At 62.8% G+C, this 18,556-nt stretch carries 18 protein-coding genes; 9 read left to right on the top strand and 9 right to left on the bottom strand.

The genetic code is table 11. From position 1 onward, the window contains the following. Positions 1-17: 17 nt before the first annotated feature. From AB4037_RS27860 to AB4037_RS27820, 9 genes are all read left to right on the top strand, one after another. Positions 18-1,019, top strand: coding sequence for an ABC transporter substrate-binding protein (locus AB4037_RS27860; RefSeq protein ID WP_441773688.1), 1,002 nt, complete (start codon positions 18-20; stop codon positions 1,017-1,019). Positions 1,020-1,111: 92 nt separating this feature from the next. After that, the gene (locus AB4037_RS27855) at positions 1,112-1,999 is read left to right on the top strand and encodes an ABC transporter permease (RefSeq protein WP_434960947.1); all 888 of its coding nucleotides are present in this window, start codon (positions 1,112-1,114) and stop codon (positions 1,997-1,999) included. Continuing rightward, entirely contained in the window at positions 1,992-3,032 is a 1,041-nt protein-coding gene (locus AB4037_RS27850) for a quaternary amine ABC transporter ATP-binding protein (RefSeq protein ID WP_441773687.1), read from the top strand. Before AB4037_RS27855 ends, AB4037_RS27850 begins: the two co-directional genes overlap by 8 nt. 87 nt (positions 3,033-3,119) lie before the next feature. Further along, the gene (locus tag AB4037_RS27845; protein WP_441773725.1) at positions 3,120-5,105 is read left to right on the top strand and encodes an oxidoreductase; all 1,986 of its coding nucleotides are present in this window, start codon (positions 3,120-3,122) and stop codon (positions 5,103-5,105) included. 143 nt (positions 5,106-5,248) lie between these two features. Beyond that, on the top strand, positions 5,249-6,148 hold the full coding sequence (locus AB4037_RS27840) for a dihydrodipicolinate synthase family protein (RefSeq protein ID WP_441773686.1): 900 nt from the start codon (positions 5,249-5,251) through the stop codon (positions 6,146-6,148). Between the two features lie 129 nt (positions 6,149-6,277). Continuing rightward, a complete protein-coding gene (locus AB4037_RS27835; protein ID WP_434960951.1) occupies positions 6,278-7,132 on the top strand; it encodes a substrate-binding periplasmic protein in 855 nt (284 codons plus the stop codon). A 188-nt stretch (positions 7,133-7,320) separates the two neighbouring features. Further along, positions 7,321-7,974, top strand: coding sequence for an amino acid ABC transporter permease (locus AB4037_RS27830; protein ID WP_434960952.1), 654 nt, complete (start codon positions 7,321-7,323; stop codon positions 7,972-7,974). Then, the gene (locus AB4037_RS27825) at positions 7,971-8,714 is read left to right on the top strand and encodes an amino acid ABC transporter ATP-binding protein (RefSeq protein WP_441773685.1); all 744 of its coding nucleotides are present in this window, start codon (positions 7,971-7,973) and stop codon (positions 8,712-8,714) included. The genes AB4037_RS27830 and AB4037_RS27825 overlap by 4 nt, the downstream gene beginning before the upstream one ends. Positions 8,715-8,918: 204 nt before the next feature. Further along, on the top strand, positions 8,919-9,677 hold the full coding sequence (locus AB4037_RS27820) for an SDR family NAD(P)-dependent oxidoreductase (protein ID WP_434960954.1): 759 nt from the start codon (positions 8,919-8,921) through the stop codon (positions 9,675-9,677). 17 nt (positions 9,678-9,694) lie between these two features. Here AB4037_RS27820 and AB4037_RS27815 read toward each other — a convergent pair whose 3' ends face one another. The 9 genes from AB4037_RS27815 to AB4037_RS27775 form a co-directional block, all read right to left on the bottom strand. After that, entirely contained in the window at positions 9,695-10,819 is a 1,125-nt protein-coding gene (locus AB4037_RS27815; RefSeq protein ID WP_441773684.1) for a mandelate racemase/muconate lactonizing enzyme family protein, read from the bottom strand. A gap of 51 nt (positions 10,820-10,870) precedes the next feature. Further along, entirely contained in the window at positions 10,871-11,812 is a 942-nt protein-coding gene (locus AB4037_RS27810) for an alpha/beta hydrolase (RefSeq protein WP_434961359.1), read from the bottom strand. A gap of 130 nt (positions 11,813-11,942) precedes the next feature. Continuing rightward, a complete protein-coding gene (locus AB4037_RS27805) occupies positions 11,943-12,839 on the bottom strand; it encodes a glycine betaine ABC transporter substrate-binding protein (RefSeq protein ID WP_441773683.1) in 897 nt (298 codons plus the stop codon). 106 nt (positions 12,840-12,945) lie between these two features. After that, a complete protein-coding gene (locus AB4037_RS27800) occupies positions 12,946-13,851 on the bottom strand; it encodes a glycine betaine ABC transporter substrate-binding protein (RefSeq protein WP_441773682.1) in 906 nt (301 codons plus the stop codon). A gap of 31 nt (positions 13,852-13,882) precedes the next feature. Continuing rightward, entirely contained in the window at positions 13,883-14,644 is a 762-nt protein-coding gene (locus AB4037_RS27795) for an ABC transporter permease (protein ID WP_441773681.1), read from the bottom strand. Beyond that, positions 14,641-15,759 (bottom strand): ABC transporter ATP-binding protein, encoded by a 1,119-nt coding sequence (locus AB4037_RS27790; RefSeq protein WP_441773680.1) that lies wholly within the window; start codon positions 15,757-15,759, stop codon positions 14,641-14,643. The genes AB4037_RS27795 and AB4037_RS27790 overlap by 4 nt, the downstream gene beginning before the upstream one ends. Continuing rightward, positions 15,756-16,418, bottom strand: coding sequence for an ABC transporter permease (locus tag AB4037_RS27785; RefSeq protein WP_434961360.1), 663 nt, complete (start codon positions 16,416-16,418; stop codon positions 15,756-15,758). Before AB4037_RS27785 ends, AB4037_RS27790 begins: the two co-directional genes overlap by 4 nt. 58 nt (positions 16,419-16,476) lie before the next feature. Next, positions 16,477-17,157 (bottom strand): isochorismatase family protein, encoded by a 681-nt coding sequence (locus AB4037_RS27780; protein WP_441773679.1) that lies wholly within the window; start codon positions 17,155-17,157, stop codon positions 16,477-16,479. Between the two features lies 1 nt (position 17,158). Next, positions 17,159-18,463, bottom strand: coding sequence for a M24 family metallopeptidase (locus tag AB4037_RS27775; RefSeq protein WP_434960961.1), 1,305 nt, complete (start codon positions 18,461-18,463; stop codon positions 17,159-17,161). Positions 18,464-18,556: the final 93 nt, after the last annotated feature.

Raw genomic sequence — 18,556 nt, 5'->3', positions numbered from 1 at the left:
AGCAGAGGGAAATGACCGTGAAGAAACTATTGTTGACGAGCTGCCTTGCTCTCGGCCTGGTCGGGCCGATGTCGCTGGCTCAGGCGGCCGAATGCGGCTCGGTATCCATTGCCAGCATGAACTGGCAGAGCGCCGAAGTGCTGTCCAACATCGACAAGTTCATCCTCAACAACGGCTATGGCTGCACCGCCGAGATCACGGTGGGTGACACGGTGCCGACGATCACCTCCATGGCCGAGAAGGGCCAGCCCGACATCGCGCCGGAAGCCTGGATCGATCTGCTGCCTGACGTGGTCAAGCGCGGCATGGACGATGGCAAGCTGGTGACGGCAGCGACCTCCCTGCCCGATGGCGGCGTGCAGGGCTGGTGGATTCCCAAATATCTCGCCGATGCCCATCCCGACATCAAGACGATCGGCGACGCCCTCAAGCATCCCGAGCTCTTCCCCGATCCCGAGGACTCCAGCAAGGGCGCCATCTACAACGGTCCGCAAGGCTGGGGCGGCACCGTGGTGACCGCGCAGCTCTACAAGGCCATCAATGCCGAGAAGTCCAATTTCAGGCTGGTCGATACCGGTTCGGCGGCCGGCCTCGATGGCTCGATCGCCAAGGCTTACGAACGCAAGAAGGGCTGGCTTGGCTATTACTGGGCCCCGACCGCCTTGCTCGGCAAATATGAGATGGTGCGCCTCGACCCCGGCTATCCGCGCGACGAGGCGGAGTGGAAGCGCTGCAACACCGTAGCCGATTGTGCCGATCCCAAGCCCAATTCCTGGGTTCCCGACAAGGTCTATACGCTGGTCGCCAAGAAGTTCTCCGAACGTGTCGCTCCCGATGTCATGGACTACCTGAAGAAGCGCGCCTGGCACAACGACACCGTCAACAAGGTGATGGCCTGGATGACCGACAACCAGGCCAATGGCGAGGACGGCGCCAGGCACTTCCTGAAGGAAAATCCCGACATCTGGACCCAGTGGGTGTCGCCGGCCGCCGCGGACAAGATCAAGGCCGCGCTCTGATAGCAAAAAGGCGGCGCGCGTCCGGCGCGCCGCTTTCGTGACGCCCATAGCAAAAACAACAGGGGCGCCGTCGCGGCGAAGAGGGGTTATCGATGGAATGGTTCTACAAGTTTCCCCATATGAACGATGACAGCCTTCGCGACTTGAAGAAGGCGATCGACGAGGGGTTTCGCACGTTCACCCGCACCTATGGCGATGCCATCGAGAGCTTCTTCTCGCCGCTTCAGTATTTCCTGATGCAGGCCGAGCGCTTCATGACGCAGACGCCTTGGCCGATCATCACTTTGATCATCCTGGCCATCGCCTGGTTCGCCAGCCGCAGCTGGAAGGTGGTGGTCGCCTGCCTCCTCACCTTGCTGGCGATCGGCTATTTCGGCATGTGGGATGACACCATGCGCACGATCTCGATGATCTTCGTGGCGACGGTGCTTTCCATCGTGATCGGCATTCCCATCGGAATTCTAATGGCGCTCAATGACCGCCTCCAGAAGACGCTCAATCCGCTGCTCGACGTCATGCAGACCATGCCGAGCTTCGTCTATCTCATCCCCGTGGTCATGCTGCTGGGCATCGGCCGCGTGCCCGGCCTTATCGCCGTGGTCATCTACGCCATTCCACCCATCATCCGCCTAACCAATCTCGGCATCCGCCTGGTCGACAAGGATGTCCTCGAGGCGGCCGATGCCTTCGGATCCTCCGGCTGGCAGAAGCTCAAGAACGTCCAGCTCCCCCTCGCCTTGCCCACTATCATGGCCGGCATCAACCAGACGATCATGATGGCGCTCGCCATGGTCGTCGTCGCCTCGATGATCGGCGTCCAGGGGCTCGGCCAGCCCGTGCTGAAGGCCATCGCCAACCAGTATTTCACCCTCGGCATCTTCAACGGGCTGGCGATCGTCGGCATCGCCGTCATCTTCGACCGGGTCAGCCAGGCCTATGGCCGCCGCCTCCAGAAGCATCGGGAGACGGTCCATGGTTGAGGGTACGAAGCAGTACGGCATCGAAATCCGCAACCTTTCAAAGATCTTCGGCCCGAATGCCAAGGCGATGGTAGAGCTTGTCCGGCAGGGAGCGACCAAGGCCGAGCTCAACGAGCGGCATCGCCACGTCCTCGGCCTGCGCAACATCAACATCAGCATGCCGGTCGGTGGCATCCAGGTGATCATGGGCCTGTCCGGCTCGGGCAAATCGACCCTCATCCGGCACATCAACCGCCTGGTCGATCCGACCGACGGCGAAGTATTGGTGGGCGGCGAGGACGTCGTGAAGATGAACCAGCGCGAGTTGCGCGAGTTCCGCCGCCACAAGACGGCGATGGTCTTCCAGAAATTCGCGCTGCTGCCGCATCGCACCATTCTGGAGAATACTGTCTACGGCCTCGAAATTCAGGGTGTGCCGCGCGCCCGGCAGGTCGAGGAGGCGATGCGCTGGATCGAACGGGTCGGTCTCGGCGGGTTTGAAAGCCGCTACCCGAACCAGCTCTCAGGCGGCATGCAGCAACGCGTCGGCCTCGCCCGCGCGCTCACCAACGACGCCCCGATCCTGCTGATGGACGAAGCCTTTTCCGCGCTCGATCCCCTCATCCGCATGGACATGCAATCCGTGCTTCTCGATCTGCAGCAGGAGATCAAGAAGACGATCGTGTTCATCACGCACGATCTCGACGAGGCGTTGCGGCTGGGTGACCGCATCGCCATCCTGCGCGATGGCGAGGTGATCCAGCAGGGTACCAGCCAGGACATCGTGCTCAATCCCGCCGACGACTACATCGAGAACTTCGTCAAGGAAGTGAACCGCGGACGCGTCATCCAGGTGGATGCGATCATGTCACCCCTCGTCGAGGGCTATGAGACGAAGGGCATGACGGTCTTGTCGGGCTCCACCCTGGAGGGCGCCATCCGGCTGCTCGCCCACCAGCCGCATGACGACGTCGCCGTCCTCGACCCGGCGGGCAAGCCCATCGGCGTGGTAAATCTCAGGCAGCTCGCGGCCGCCGTCGTGCCCTCGCACTGACGACCAGCACCAAAGCTATGCATCCAAGGGACACAGGCAAAAGCCCGTGTCCCTCGATCGCCCCTCCCAATCCATCGGATGGCCATGGTGTCGAAGCAGTTTCCCCGCTTGTTCTCATCTATCGCAATCGGCAAGCACGAGCTCAGGAACAGGATCGTTTTCGGCGCCCACACCGCGAACATGGCGGTGAACGGGCTGCCGACGGAGCGCCATGCTGCCTATTATGCCGAGCGCGCCAAGGGCGGCGCCGGCATGATCGTGGTGGAGCCGATGCCGGTCCACCCCGCCGCCATTCTCACACGCGGCAATTTTCGCGTTTGTGACGACAGCGTCATTCCCGCCTTCCGGAAAGTCGTCAGCGCCATCAAGGACAACGGCGCCGTCGCCATCCAGCAGCTCTATCACATCGGCGCCCATGGCGATTCCGACAATTCATTCCATCCGCACTGGTCTCCCTCCGGGCTGCCGAGCTACCACGACAGCGACGGTTCCCATGCGATGAGCGAGGCCGAGATCCAGGAGACGATAGACGGCTTCGTGGAGGCTGCACGCCGATGCCGGGCCGCCGGTTTCGACGGCGTGGAGGTCTGGGCCGCCTATCTCGGCCTGGTCGACCAGTTCTGGACGCCCTGGACCAATCGCCGCGAGGACCAATGGGGTGGCACGCTGGAGAACCGCACGCGCCTGTCGAAGGAAATCCTTAGCCGCATTCGCAAGTCATGCGGTGAGGACTTCATCATCGGATTGGCCATCAGCGACGAGCCCGACTACAGCGTTGCGCTCAGCCGCGACGAACTGGCCGAAATCGTGAGCCTTCACGACCGGCAGGGCCTGATCGACTATGTCACCTGCGGTTCCGGCGGCTATCTCGACTTTCACAAGCTGATGCCGACCTTTCTCTATCCGGAAAAACTCGGCGCTGATCTGGCTGCCAGGATCAAGGCCGTCACGACGCATGCACTCGTCATTGCCGAAAGCCATATCCGCACGCCCGAAAATGCTGAGACTGTCCTGAGCGAAGGCTCTGCAGATCTTGTTTCCATCGTGCGCGGCCAGATCGCCGACCCGCATCTGGCCAGAAAGGCCAGCGAAGACCGGGCCGACGACATCAGGGGCTGCATTTCCTGCAACCAGATGTGCTGGGGACGCCGCTCGCGCGACTATTGGATCAGCTGTCTGATCAACCCTTCCGTCGGGCGTGAGTTCATGTGGGGCGGCGATCGTTTCGAGCCGGCGGCTGCAGCAAAGCACGTCCTCGTGGTGGGTGGCGGCCCGGCAGGCCTGGAGGCCGCTCGCGTCGCCGCCGAACGCGGGCACAAGGTGACGCTGGCCGAGGCCGCCAGCCGGCTGGGCGGCAATTTCCTGCTGGCCGGCCTGCAGCCCCGCCGTGCCCAGATCCTCGATCTTCTCGCCTGGTATGAGCGCCAGTTGCTTAAGCGCGGCGTCGATGTCCGCTTGAACTGCTACATGGAGGCCGAGGACGTGACGGCGGTGGCTCCGGATGTCGTCATCCTGGCCACAGGCTCCCTTCCGCCCGACACCGGCTTTCAGAAAGCCATTCCGGCGGTCGAAACGCTGCCCGGCATCGACAAGGGCAATGTCTTTTCGATCGAGGCCGTCATGAGCCGCCAGGCCCGTCTCGGCAAGCGCGTGCTGCTGCTCGACGAAGGCGGCGGCTGGCGCGGATGCGGAACGGCCTGGAAGCTGGCGGAAGAAGGCCACGAGGTCACCATCCTCACGCCGGATGCCTTTGTCGGCAAGGAATTGCAGCGCACCACCGCCGATGTTCCCTTGCGCCGGACACTCAAGAAGCTCGGCGTTACCTGGCAGGTCGAGGTCAGCATTGCCGAGTGGCACGGCCGGGGCGCCACGATCATCGACCACAACAGCGGCGAAAGATCGTTCCTTGCAGCCGACAGCCTGGTGCTGGCCATGACCAATATCCCGGCAAACTGGCTCGCCACGGACCTTGCGGCCCAAGGCGTTCCCTATGTCGAGATCGGCGATTGCGCCGCGCCCCGCCAGGCACCCTATGCCTTTTTCGACGGCCGAAAAGTCGCCCTCGGCCTTTGACCGGCTGCTGAAAAGCAAGGCGTAGCGCGCCGGCAGTCTTCTCGCCATCACCCCGCCCTTTCCCGAAGGCACCCGTACCCGGCCTTGCCAAGCCATTCAGACTCGTATATTGGCCTTGTTTAACGATAAACAAGGAGCGTGCTTTGCCCAAAACCCATACCGGCTTTCATGGGGTCTACCCGATGATCTATGCCTATTTCGACGCTGAGGGTGGACTGATCGAAGCCCCCGTGAAGGCTTCGGTCGAAGCGATGATCCGCCATGGTGTCCACGGCCTGGCCGTCCTCGGCCTCGCCTCCGAGGTCAACAAATTGTCTCGTGCCAGTCGGCTGCAGCTTCTCGATTGGGTCAGCGAGGCGAATGCCGGGCGCGTACCGCTCAGCGTTACCGTGGCCGAGAACAATGTCACCGGTCAGGTCGAGTTCGCCAGGCTGGCCAAGGAGCGCGGCGCCAACTGGCTGGTGCTGCAGCCTCCGCCCGTCTCGCCGATCGACGAGTCCGAGCTTCTCGCCTTCTTCAGCGCCGTGATCGACAAGGTCGACCTGCCCGTCGGCATCCAGAATGCGCCGCAATATCTGGGCATCGGCCTCTCCAATGCCGGCCTCAGGGAACTCGCCCGCCGCCACGCCAATTTCCGCCTGGCCAAGACCGAAGGCAGTGCCGTTGCAATCGCCCGACTGGTCGAAGAAACCGAGGGCATGTTCGACGTGTTCAACGGCCGCGGCGGCTTCGAGCTGCCCGATATACTGCGCGCGGGTGCTGCCGGTGTGATCCCGGGGGGCGAGAGCTTCGATGTCTTCGTCAAGGTGTATGACGCCATGCGGGCCGGTCACGCGGAAGAAGCAGAAAGGCTCTATCGCGAAGTTTTGCCGCTCATCGTCTTCCTAGAGGAGAGCATCGACCATCTGGTGACTTACGGCAAACAGGTCGCTGCCTTGCGCCTCAACGCGGACGCCGGCAAACCGGCTTTGCCCTCGACGGTGTGCACGCCCTTCGGCCTGGCGGCAATCCGCCGCTTCGCGGACGCCCTCGGCAAACTCTAAGCGTCTTGCGATTTGGCGGAATCGCCAGGGAGCGTTCCTGCTCCGGAGCATCAAGCCTTCCAGGCCGCGCAGAAGTGCGGCCCGGCCATAACAATCAAGCCATCAGACAGAACCAGAAGGGAAAGAGACATGACCGTTCGGATGACCCGCCGCCATTTTGCCGCCGCTCTCGCGGGCATGGCTGGCGCAGGCCTTATCGCCCCAACCATCGCCCGTGCAGAGACCGAGGATCTGCTCGCCCAGATCAAGAAGCGCGGCTTCCTGCGCGTTGGCACCTTCAGCATTCCGCCCGAGACCTGGATCGACATCGGCAGCGGTGAATGGAAGGGCATCGATGCCGATTTCACCAGGGCGATCGCCAAGTCGATCGGTGTCGAGGTCGATCCGGTCGTTCTCGTCCACGGTGCCCTTGCACCGGCCCTGGAGGCGGGTCGCGTCGACGTCATCGCCGGCCTCTACCGCACCGCCGAGCGCGAGAAGGTGATGGCTTACAACAAGGTGCCTTTCTGGTACGGCATCGACGTGCTCGTCACCCGCAAGGAAGGCGGTATCGATAAGGTGGAGGATCTCAAGGGCAAGGTCATCGGCACGGTACGCGGCTCGGCCCAGGAGCTGGAAGCGGAAGAATTGAAGAAGCGCTTCGGCGCCCAGGACATCCGCAAGTTCGATGCCGCCGACCCCATGCTGCTCGATCTCAAGGCCGGCCGCCTCGATGCAGCGATCTGGTGGGGCTATACCTTCGACTATGCCGTCCAGAAAAACCCATCCTATGACTTCAAAGTGGTGGAATATCTCCCGCCCGAATATCTGGGCAGCGAAAAACTGCCGGCGACGCATTACGTCTTTGCGCGCAAGGGCACGCAAACTCTGGTCGAGGCCTTCGATGCCGAGATCCGCCGCTTGCAATCGGCCGGCGAGGACAAGAAAATCATGGAAAATTACGGCCTGAGCAACCCAGCCTATATCACCGGCGTGCTGAAGTGATGCCCACGGGAACGCGACGCGATCTGCATATGGCGTCGTGTTCCCTGTCCCTGGATCAAAGTGCGGTTTCTTCGGACCGAACCTTGCTCTCCACCTCCTTGTTTCAATGCATTTTCTTGATCAAGAAGTCTGCCGGCTTCTTTGGAAAATGCTTTGGCGACTGACCTTTTGTCCGGAGTCCCCCGCTCATGGCGGATTTTCTCGACCTCGCCCAGCGCTACTTTCCCTATATCCTGCGCGGCGCGGTGGTGACCCTCGAACTGACCGTGTTGTCCCTGGTCGGCAGCATCATTCTCGGCCTGGCTCTCGCTTTGGCGCGTATGAGCCCGATGCGCTGGCTGAAGGTCATTGCAGGCATCTATATCGAACTCGTCCGGGCCACGCCGGCCCTGCTGCAGCTCTTCATCATCTATTTCGGCCTGACCAGCTTCGATATCCGCCTGGGTCCCTTCGCCGCGGCGGCGCTCACCCTCGGCCTGATCGGCGGCGCCTATGCGGCCGAGGTGTTCAGGGCCGGCATCGAAGCGGTCGATCGCGGCCAGTACGAAGCCGCGCGCAGCCTCGGCATGCCCACGCCGCTCGCCATGCGGCGCATCATCCTGCCCCAGGCCGCCGTACTGATCCTGCCGCCGTTCACAAATTTCGTCATCGCCATGATCAAGGATACCTCGCTGGCGCTGACGATCGCCGTGCCTGAGATCATGTACCGCTCCTATGACGCGGCCAGCCAATCCTTCCGCAGCCTGGAAATCTACGTCATGGCCGGCGTCATCTATGTCGCGATCTGCCTGCCGCTGTCGCAGCTGGCCAAAGCGCTCGAACGGCGAAAGGCCCCCCGATGACCGAGATCCTGACGCTTCAGGGCCTGCGCATGGCCTTCGGCAGCCATGAGGTGCTGCGCGGCATCGACCTATCGGTCGCCGAAGGCGAAAGCATCGCCATCATCGGGCCGAGCGGTTCGGGCAAGAGCACGCTGCTGCGCTGCCTCAACCGGCTGGAACAGCCGACTGGTGGACGAATGACCTTCGAGGGCCGAGAATTCACGCCGGCCTCCGACGTCAATGCCTTGCGCATGCGCATGGGCATGGTGTTCCAGCACTTCAATTTGTTTCCGCACATGACAGCGCTCGGCAACGTCATCGAAGCGCCGGTTCATGTCCGCAAATTGCCGCGTGAGACCGCGATCTCGCAGGCAAAGGCGCTGCTGGCCAGGGTGGGTCTCGCCGACAAGGCCGACGCCTATCCCTCGCAACTGTCGGGAGGGCAGAAGCAGCGGGTTGCCATTGCTCGCTGCCTGGCGATGGAACCACGCCTGCTGCTCCTCGACGAGGCAACGTCGGCGCTCGATCCGGAACTGGTCGGCGAGGTGCTGGCGGTGATCCGCGACCTCGCCCGGCAGGGCATGACCATGCTGATCGTCACCCATGAAATGGGCTTTGCCCGCGACGTCGCAGATCGGGTCATCTTCATGGATGGCGGTGTGATCATCGAGCAGGGTCCACCTGCGCAGATCTTCGGCGCACCGCGCAACGAAAGGCTGCGGCGCTTCCTGCACGCGGTGCTCGAACGCGACGCCCCCTGAGCCACCCGGCGACAGTTTGAACATCGTACCGAAAAATCGGCGCCATGTTCAGAAAATTATGCAACAACAATGAGTTAAATAGAAATTCGTTCACAGAGAAACGTTTTATTTCTATAACTCATTGTTTTAGAAGTATTTTTGCGATCCAGCCGTTGCGGTGAAAGCGCTGCACACTTTGGCTATCCCATTTGACAAGGAATGGACATGTCGACCAGCTTCAGGCCCGATTACCACGTCGCAATCACCGGTGCCGCGAGCGGGCTGGGGGCTGCCGCGGCCCGCCATCTCGCCGCGCTCGGTGCGACGGTGGCCTGTCTCGACATCGACGAGGCAGGCGCCGCAAAGCTGGCAGCCGAAATCACCGCCAGCGGCGGCAAGTCACTGGCGGCCCGCCTCGACGTCAACGATCCCGCCGGCGTGGAAGAAATCTTCGCCAGGCTCGACCAGCACCTGCCCACTTTGGAGGCCCTGGTCAATTGCGCCGGCATCACCGGCACCACCAACATCAAGGCGCATGAGGTGGACCTGGCCGATTTCGACCGGGTGCATGCCGTCAATTTGCGCGGTGCCCTGATCATTTCGCAGGCGGCCCTGCGGCGGATGCTGCCAAAGGCCTATGGCCGCATTCTCCACGTCGCATCGATTGCCGGCAAGGACGGCAATGCCGGCATGACCGCCTATTCGGCGACCAAGGCCGGACTGATCGGCCTGGTGAAGTCGATGGGGAAGGACTATGCCACGGCCGGCATCACCGTGAACGCGCTCGCGCCCGCCGTCATCCGCACGCCGCTGGTGGAGGCCCTGCCCCAGGCAACGATCGACTACATGACCGCCAAGATCCCGATGGCGCGCTGCGGCGAACTCTCCGAAGCCGCCGAGATGATCGCCTGGATCGTCTCACCAGCCTGCAGCTTCACCACGGGCTTCACCTTCGACCTCAGCGGCGGTCGCGCGACCTATTGAGATGCGACCTGCCTGCTTCACGCCGCCTGCGCAAATCGCCTCTCGCCCTCCCCGACCAAGTCCCTGTCGAGCTCGAAGCCAAGGCCCGGGCGCTGGAGGGCCTCGATCCAGCCCTGCTTCGGATCGAGGTCGGGCGAGGTCACGATATCCTTTTGCACCAGTTGCCACATGATCTGGTTGCCGTCATCGAGATTGGGGATGGCGAGCGCGATATGATGCTCGGCACAGGTGGTGATGCCGGTGGTGAAGGAACTGTGGATGCAGATCTTCAGACCTGCCGCCTCGGCGACCGCCGCCGCCTTCAGCATCGGCTGGATGCCGCCGATCTCGCGTGGCCCGATACAGATCATGTCGGCGGCGCGCTGGCGGCAGATCTCATAGACATCGTAAAGCGTGAAGGCCGCCTGGTCGGCGACGATCGGAATGCCGACGGCTGCGCGCACATGCGCCATCGCCGGAATGCTCCAGCTTGCCGTCGGCTGCTCGATGAACTCGATCTCGAACCTCTCGAGCTTGCGGCACATGTTGATCGCCTCGTGCACGCCCCAGCCTTCATTGGCATCGAGCCGCAGGCGCGCATCGCCAATCTCCCGGCGCACCGCCGCGGTAATTTCCAGGTCGAGCTTCTCGCCTCGGCCGACCTTCAGATAGAAGACGCGCTCCCCACGTTGGCGGCCCGCGGCAGCGTCCCGCGCCAGCTCCTCGGCAGTCTCTCCCTGCAGGAAATAGAAATAGCCGACGGCCTTGCTATGGGCCCCACCCAGGAGCCGATGCACCGGCAGTCCCGCAAGTTTGCCTTGCAGGTCCCACATCGCCATATCTACACCCGAGAACATCTGGTTGGCGGCGCGCATGATATTGGCGCCGTGACCGAGATATTCCTGGTGGAAGATGCGCGCTATCAAGGGCGCGACGTCATAGGGGAACTGCCCGACCAGATGGCTCGCCAGCCGCCTGAGGATCGCCGCCGTTCCCGCCTGATCCGGCGCCACCGTGCATTCGCCAATGCCGACCATGCCATTGTCGGCCTCGATCTCGATCAGATTGACGGCGAAATTCTCCCTGATGCCGTAGGACCAGTGATAGGGCTGCTTGAGGGGCAGCACCAGCGGCCTGACGCGCACCTGCGAGACCTTGACCATATTGCTCGTTCCTTCCTGATATCGATGCGGGTGGCGTTGCCGATACGGGGCTTATCCTCGTCCTTCGGCAGCAAGCGTCGAGAGAGCCCGGGTTATGCGCTCCATCGCGGCCCTCGCGCGCAATGCCGTGTTGCGGGCTCGCAGGAAACTGTGCGGCAGGCCTTCCTCCTCATGCCAGGAGGCGGGGACGCCCTCGGCACGCAACCGGTTGCAATAGATCTCGCCATCGGAGGAAAGCGGATCACATTGGGCCGTGAAGACGTAGGTCGGGGGCAGATGCCCGAAGCTAGAGCCCGCCAGCGGCGTGAAGCGCGGATCGGCGCTGCAATCGATGCCGCCGGTACGCATGCCGCGATAATAGATGACGTCGCGGGTCGTCAGCAGCGGTGCGTGGGCATGGGTCAGATAGGAACCCTTGTCGAAATCGGCTCCCAGCAGGGGATAGATCAGCACCTGCCCGATCGGCCGCCGCCCCTCTTTCCCCTCATGATCCGCCAGGCAGGCGGCCAGATTGCCACCGGCGGAGTCACCCGCCAGCACAACCGGGTGCCCGAGGCCGGCCGTCACCCAGCCATAGGCGGCAATGGCATCCTCCAGCGCTGCCGTTCCCTTATGTTCCGGAGCCAGGCGATAGTCGACCGAGACGACCGTCAATCCGGTCGTCGCGCAGAACTCGGCGCAGACGTCGTCATGGCTGTCGAGACCGCCGAGGACGAAACCGCCACCGTGAAAATAGAGGATCGTCGCACGACCATTGCCTCCCTCCGCCGAATAGATCCGGATCGGAATGGCATGGCTCGGTGTCTCCACAGCCGTGGTTTCGACGGCGATGCCGGGCGGCCGGCCGGCATGAAAGGCCTGGGCCATCCGGTCGTAGACTTCCCGGTTGCGTTCGATCGACCAGTCGACGGCTTCAGGCGGATAGAAGCTGTTCGTCCGGTTGATGAAATCCCAGGTTTCGGCATCTATGAGGCGGGTGTAGTCAGGCGTCATCATCGGGTACCGCAAGCAGAAAAAATTCGATTTTCAGCAATAATCCGGCTGTCATTGGGAACTCAATCGATCCGCAGGATTGGCATCGCAATGACAGTCATTCATCGTTCAAGTCCAAGAGCCATCAGAATTAAAGCAACCCCGCCTGCTTGAGATAGGCCTTGGCGACATCCTCGATCGCCTTCTTGTGGACGTCGACCTCGCCATTCAGAGCCTGCATGGTGGCGTCGTCCAGCTTGGCCGATAGCGCTTCGAGCGTGTCTTTCAGGTCCGGATGCGCCTCGAGCGTGGCCTGCCTGACGACTGGGGCGAGCGCGTAGTTCGGGAAGAAGCCCTTGTCGTCCTTGAGCAGGGTCAGCTTCATGGCGGCGATGCGCCCATCGGTGGCGCCGACCGTGGCGACGTCGATATCGCCGCTGGCGAGGGCATTGTAGACCAGCCCGATCTCCATCGGCCGAAGATTGGCACGCCCCGCCTTGAAGCCGTATTTTTTCTCCAGGCCGATCAGGCCGTCCTCGCGTTTGGGAAACTCCGCCGTGGCCCCAAGCAGGACCGGCTTGCCATCCTTATAGGCGGCGGCGAGATCAGAGAAGGTGACGAGGCCGTCCGTCTTGGCATTATCAGGCCGGATCGCCAGCGCATAGGTGTTGTTGGCCTTGGACGGCGCCAGCCATACCAGCCCCTTGGCCCCATCGAGCGTCTTCACCCTGGCATAGGTTTCCTGTGGCGACAGCGGCTCCGTCACCTTGTTGAAGGTCACCAGCGAGGTGCCCGTATATTCCCAATAGAGATCGACCTGCCCGTTCTCCAGGGCTGATCGCACGATGTTGGTGCCCATGCCGTCTTTCTTGTTGACGGTATAACCCTTGCTTTCCAAGAGCTGCCTGGTCATTTCGGCGAGCAGGAACTGCTCGGTGAAATCCTTGCCGCCGACGGTGAGCGTGGCGGCAAAGGCGGTCGTGGACAACACGAAGGAGGCCGCGACGCACAAGGCGGCGATCGCGCGCTTGCGCAGAATGCTGATCATGGTCTGGTTCCTTTGGCTCCATCAGCAAGTGACCGTCATCCCCGGCACGGCCGAAGGCCGTGGTATCCTCACGAGCCTTGCTTGTGAGTGAGGACGACAGGGCAGCTCACTTCAAGCCGTTCTGCTTGAGGAAATCGGCTGCGACGACTTCGACCGTCTTCTTGTCGACATCGACCTCGCCGTTCAGCTTCTGCATGGTGGCATCGTCCAGCTTGGCCGAAAGCGCCTCGAGGGTCGGCTTCAGGTCGGGATGGGCGTCGAGCACGGTCTTGCGCACCACCGGCGTGAGGGCATAGTTGGGAAAGAAACCCTTGTCGTCGGCGAGCACGCGCAGCCCCAGCGCCGCGATCTGGCCGTCTGTCGCCTGGGCGGAGATGACGTCGAGATCCTTGTTGGCCAAAGCCCTGTAGGCAAGGCCGAGATCCATCGGCTTGACGTTGGCCCGGCCGGCCTCGAAGTCATAGGTCTTCTGCAGGCCGAGCAAGCCGTCCTGGCGCTTGGGAAACTCGGCCGTGGTGCCCATCATCAGCGCCGTTCCGGCCTTGTAGGCGGCCGCCATGTCGGAGACCGTTTTCAAGGCGTCGGTCTTCGGATTGTCCTTGCGTACCACCATGGCATAGGTGTTGTTGGCCTTGGACGGCGCCAGCCAGACCAGTCCCTTCTCGCCATCGAGTTGCTTGACCCGATCATAGGTCGCCTGCGGCGAGAGCTTGTCCGTCACCTTGTTGAAGGTGACGAGGGAAGTGCCGGTATATTCCCAGTAGAGATCGACTTCGCCATTCTCCAGGGCGGCGCGGACGATCTTGGTGCCCATGCCGTTCTTCTTGTCGATCGTGTAGCCCTTGCTGGTCAAAAGCTGCGTCGTCATCTCGGCGATGATCTGCTGCTCGGTGAAATCCTTCCCGCCGACCGTGAGATTGGCCGCCGGGGCCGCGCTGCCGGTCGTGGCCAGAACGATCGCCGAAAACACCCCCGAAAACACGCACTTGCCCAGTTCCGTAAGCATTGTCATCGTCTTTCCCTCTGTTGCTTGTTGCCGCTGTTCAGCGCAGCGGATTGATGCCTCGCGGGACGAGGTAATATTGCAGCCGGCCCACCAGGAAATCGGTCATGACAGCCAGGATCGCGGTGGGGATGGCGCCGGCGAGCATCATCGGCAGTTCGTCGAGGGCGATGCCGGTGAAGATCAGTTCGCCAAGGCTGCCGGCCCCGATCAGGAAGGCGAGCGGGGCCGAGCCGACGCAGATCGCCAGAGCGGTGCGGATGCCGCCGAAGATGACGAACAGTGCATTGGGCAATTCCACCCGCCACAAGGTCTGCAGCGGTGTCATGCCCATACCGCGCGCGGCTTCCAGGAGATGGGGCTGAACCGCGCGCAGCCCTGCATAGGTATTGCGCACGATCGGCAGCAATGTCGCCGCCCACAGCCCGAACACGGATGGCAGTATGCCGATGCCGAGCCAGGTCATCGACAAGGCGAGGATGGCGAGCGTCGGGATGGTGCTGCCCAGATTGAAGATCTGCATCGCGAATTCGGAAAAACGTCTGAGGGCCGGCCGCGACAGCAGGATACCCACGGGAACGGCGGTGAGGATGGCGAGCCCGCCCGCCCAGGCGACCAGTTCGATATGCTGCAGGCTCAGATAGGTGATGTCGTCCCAGTAGGCGAGGATCTCGCCCGCCATGCCGCTGAGCCACAGCCACAGGCAAACCGCAAGCAGCACCGCCCACATGCCAAGCGGCACCCAAAACTGCGAGCGCCGCCTGTTCTGCCTGGTCGCTATTGCCGCCGCTGGTCCGCTCATCCGGCTCCTCCGGCATGGCTGAGGCTGGCGACGATCGAGCGATAGGTCAAAACGCCCTTGAGCTGCCCCGCCTCGTCCACGCAGGGCAAAACGGGCATGTCCTGCGCAAACATGGAGGCCACCGCATTGCGCAGATCCGAATTGAGCGCGGCCGTGGTCTCGATCGGGCGCGCGTGGTCACCGACCATCCCCGTCGCAGTCCTGGCATGGTCGAGCGCCACCAGGCCCTCCGGTCGGCCATCGGCGGAGACCATGATGATGGCGTGCTGGCCGGAGGCCTGCATTTTCTCAAGGGCCAGAGCGATCGGATCCTGGCGTCCCACCGTATCGAACTGAGCGGTCATCGCCTCCCCGGCCGTCACCAGGCGCAGACGCTTGAGGGCCCGGTCGGAACCGAGGAAATTCTCGATGAAGGCATTGGCCGGCCTGGCCAGCAGCGCGTCGGGGCTGGCATATTGTTCCAGGCGCCCACTGCGGAAAATGGCGATCTTGTCCGCCATCTTCACCGCCTCGTCGAGGTCGTGCGAGACGAAGATGATGGTCTTGCGGATCGCCCGCTGCATCTTCAGGAACTCGTCCTGGATCACCTCGCGGTTGATCGGGTCGATGGCGCCGAAGGGCTCGTCCATCAGCATGACCGGCGGATCGGCGGCGAGTGCGCGCAGCACGCCAACGCGCTGCTGCTGGCCGCCGGACAATTCGCGCGGATATCGGCTGAGGAACAGGTCCGGCTGCATGCCCACCAGTTCGAGCAGTTCGGCCGCCCGCGAGCGCGACTTCCTGCGGTCCCAGCCCAGCAGATCGGGCACCACGCAGATGTTCTCGCAGATAGTCTTGTTGGGAAACAGCCCGATCTGCTGGATGACATAGCCGATCGAGCGGCGCAGCTGGATCGGATCGGTCGCGCTGGTATCCTTGCCGTCGATATAGACCTTGCCGCCGGTCGGCTGGATCAGGCGGTTGATCATCTTCATGGTCGTCGTCTTGCCGCAGCCCGACGGCCCCAGCAGCACGCAGATCTCTCCCGCCGGCAGGTCGAGATTGATGTCGTCGACGGCGACGAAGGGCTTGCCCGCCGTTTCGAAAGTCTTGGTGAGATGTTCGAGACGGATCATCGGCTCGCTCCGCCCTTGATGCCCTTGGAAGTCAGCAGCCACTGCACCAAAGCGAGGAACAGGTCTGCCGCGATCGCCAGGAGGGACACGGCCAGAGCGCCCGTGATCAACTGCCGGGGATCGGATTGGCTGATGCCGCGCGAGATGAAGGTGCCGAGCCCGCCTGCGCCGATATAGGCTGCAATGGCGGTCACCCCGATATTCATCACCACGGCGGTGCGCACCCCCGCCATGATCACAGGCACGGCCAGCGGAATCTCGACCTGGCGCAGCCGCTGGCCCATGCTCATGCCCATGCCTGTAGCCGCCTCACGCAAGGCCGGGTCGACATTGGCGATGGCGGTATAGGTGTTGCGGATGATCGGCAGCTGCGAATAGAGGATCACGGCGATCACCGCGGGCACATAGCCGATGCCGTGACCGAAGGGCGATAGCAGCGGGATCATCAGCCCGAACAGAGCGATCGACGGCACGGTGATCATGATCGAGGCGAGATAAAGCACAGCGTCGGCGGCAGTTTTGGACTGGGTGATCGCAATGCCGATCGGCACTGCCGTGGCAAGGGCAATGCTCACCGCCACGAAGACGATGGAAATGTGTTCGAGTGCCCTGGCACCGATCACATGGAGATTATCGGAGATAAAGGTCAGGATTTCCATCATGCCGCTGTGCCGCAATCCTCGTTTTGTCGCCGTCGTTCGAACCCGCAAACGCTCCTCAAAGTTCTGCATAGAGATCGGAGGCATCCTCATAGGTAAAGCGCAGGGGCACCGAGCCTCGGACCTGCCAGGCCTCGACTGGCTCGCCTGCGATCAGGCGGCATGCCTGGTCGGTGCCTACCACGGCACCGCCATAGAGCCGATTTGCCAGGTTGAGGATGGCAGTCTGATGCATGGCCGTGCTGGCCGTGCCGCAGGCATCCTTGACCAGGAGCACGTGGAAGCCGAGGGCTATCGCGTCCTTGACCGTCGCATCGACGCAGGCCTCGGTCCACACCCCCGCGATGGCCAGCCATTCGATGCCGTTGCGCCGCAATTCCTCCGCCGGCGAGCTGGCGCCGAACAGGCTCGGCTCCGATTTGAAGATGACTGCCTCCTCCGCGGCCGGCGCGACTTCGGCGCAGATGGCGATGCGCGGATCGTCCTTGTCGCTGAAAGCCGAACGTCCGTCGGCCTGCATGGGATGGAAGGGACGGCCGGGCTTCGCCGGATCCACGACATAGGCGGCGTGATAGAGCGGCACGCCGTGTCGGCGTGCCATATCCTGCAGACGGCGTGCCTCCGCCAGCACGCCGGCATAGCCTTCGACCAGATAGCGCGGATCGGCCCGATGCTCCTCCTGGAGATCGATGAAGATGGCGGCCATCCGGTTGCGGTCGATATGCAGCGTCCGTTTCACGTCAGATCTGTCCTTCCAGGAACTCGTCCTCATAAGGGAAGCGCGACAGCAATTCCGTGCCGGTCTCGGTGATGAGGACCTCGTCTTCGAGCTTGACCCCTTCGCGACCGCCCTTCTCGCCGATATAGCTTTCCACCGAAACGACCATGCCCGGCACCAGATGGCCGTCGCGGCCATAGGTTTCGTAATCCATCGAATGGGCGATGAACGGCGTTTCCCCATGCATGCCCACGCCGTGCATCACCGAGGTGTAGCGCTGGTCGACGAAACGCTCGGGGATCTTCCAGGCTTTCTCGGCAATCTCGCGGAAGGCCATGCCCGGCTTCACGATGCCGATATTGTGCTGCACCTGGTCGTAGGACATCCGGTACAGCATCTTCTGATAGGTCGTCGGCTTGCCCGGCCCACAGCGGAATGTGCGGGAGAAATCGGAATAATAGCCGTAGCAGCCAATGGTGTCGGTATCGAGGGCCACCAATTCGCCCGGGCGGATCTTGCGCCCGCTCGCCTCGTTGAACCAGGGATTGGTGCGCTGGCCCGAGCTCAGCAGGCGTGTCTCGATGAATTCGCCGCCCTGCCGGATCACCTCGTGATACATGATGGCGAAGAGCTCGTTTTCCGAAACGCCCGGCTTGATCGCCTCCCGGACCGAGGCAACGGCCGCTTCGGCGCCGGCCATCGAAACCTGAAGGCACTTGACCTCCTCCGGCGTCTTGATGGCGCGCACCGCCAGGATCTCGCCCTGGCAATCCCTGACGTCGCAGCCGCGCTTTTGCAGCGCCACTGCCTGCAGATGGCTGCAGCGGTCGAGGCCGAGCTTCATCGATCCGCCGCCATGGGTCTTGAGGAGTTCGGTGATCTCGTCGGCGAAGGGACCGGCCGTCTCGTCGTCCCGGCCCGACACCGATGACCACACGAGCTTGGAAGGCCGGGCCTCGTCGATCGTGTCGAGCACCATCGAGACATGGTAGCTCTGCGGATATTCGAACAGGACGATCGGCCCCTCGGTGGGGATGAAGAAATAGCGCGTGGAGTTGCGCAGGAAGTAGCCGAACATATTGCGCGAGCCGGTGGCGTAGCGCTGATTATAAGGGTCGAACAGCACGACCGCCCCATAGCCGGCCGCGGCCATCCATTGGCGCAGCCGGGCAAGGCGACCCTTGCGCAGGGCATCGGCATCGATGAAGGAAGGCTCGGTATCGGAAAGCCACATGCCGCCGGCCGGATCCGCAGCCGCCGGATGGCGCATGCGATCCTTGAAGTCGACATCCTCGACACGATCCGGATCGAAAACCACAATGCTCATGAATAGTCTCCTGTCCATGAACAGTGACCAACCGGCGCGCGCATTGTTTGGCTGCTTTCCGCGAAAACTATGCGCGATTCCGCAAGGCCGCCC

The organism is Labrys sp. KB_33_2, from assembly GCF_052114505.1.
GTDB lineage: Bacteria > Pseudomonadota > Alphaproteobacteria > Rhizobiales > Labraceae > Labrys.
This window is presented reverse-complemented; position numbering and strand designations above follow the sequence as displayed.

What these genes read in the sequence shown, in the direction of transcription:
- AB4037_RS27805 (WP_441773683.1), bottom strand. Translation starts at nt 12,839, where the DNA reads ATGATCAGCATTCTGCGCAAGCGCGCGATCGCCGCCTTGTGCGTCGCG.
- AB4037_RS27830 (WP_434960952.1), top strand. Translation starts at nt 7,321, where the DNA reads ATGGCGGATTTTCTCGACCTCGCCCAGCGCTACTTTCCCTATATCCTG.
- AB4037_RS27800 (WP_441773682.1), bottom strand. Translation starts at nt 13,851, where the DNA reads ATGACAATGCTTACGGAACTGGGCAAGTGCGTGTTTTCGGGGGTGTTT.
- AB4037_RS27855 (WP_434960947.1), top strand. Translation starts at nt 1,112, where the DNA reads ATGGAATGGTTCTACAAGTTTCCCCATATGAACGATGACAGCCTTCGC.
- AB4037_RS27785 (WP_434961360.1), bottom strand. Translation starts at nt 16,418, where the DNA reads ATGGAAATCCTGACCTTTATCTCCGATAATCTCCATGTGATCGGTGCC.
- AB4037_RS27775 (WP_434960961.1), bottom strand. Translation starts at nt 18,463, where the DNA reads ATGAGCATTGTGGTTTTCGATCCGGATCGTGTCGAGGATGTCGACTTC.
- AB4037_RS27815 (WP_441773684.1), bottom strand. Translation starts at nt 10,819, where the DNA reads ATGGTCAAGGTCTCGCAGGTGCGCGTCAGGCCGCTGGTGCTGCCCCTC.
- AB4037_RS27820 (WP_434960954.1), top strand. Translation starts at nt 8,919, where the DNA reads ATGTCGACCAGCTTCAGGCCCGATTACCACGTCGCAATCACCGGTGCC.
- AB4037_RS27825 (WP_441773685.1), top strand. Translation starts at nt 7,971, where the DNA reads ATGACCGAGATCCTGACGCTTCAGGGCCTGCGCATGGCCTTCGGCAGC.
- AB4037_RS27810 (WP_434961359.1), bottom strand. Translation starts at nt 11,812, where the DNA reads ATGACGCCTGACTACACCCGCCTCATAGATGCCGAAACCTGGGATTTC.
- AB4037_RS27850 (WP_441773687.1), top strand. Translation starts at nt 1,992, where the DNA reads ATGGTTGAGGGTACGAAGCAGTACGGCATCGAAATCCGCAACCTTTCA.
- AB4037_RS27790 (WP_441773680.1), bottom strand. Translation starts at nt 15,759, where the DNA reads ATGATCCGTCTCGAACATCTCACCAAGACTTTCGAAACGGCGGGCAAG.
- AB4037_RS27795 (WP_441773681.1), bottom strand. Translation starts at nt 14,644, where the DNA reads ATGAGCGGACCAGCGGCGGCAATAGCGACCAGGCAGAACAGGCGGCGC.
- AB4037_RS27835 (WP_434960951.1), top strand. Translation starts at nt 6,278, where the DNA reads ATGACCGTTCGGATGACCCGCCGCCATTTTGCCGCCGCTCTCGCGGGC.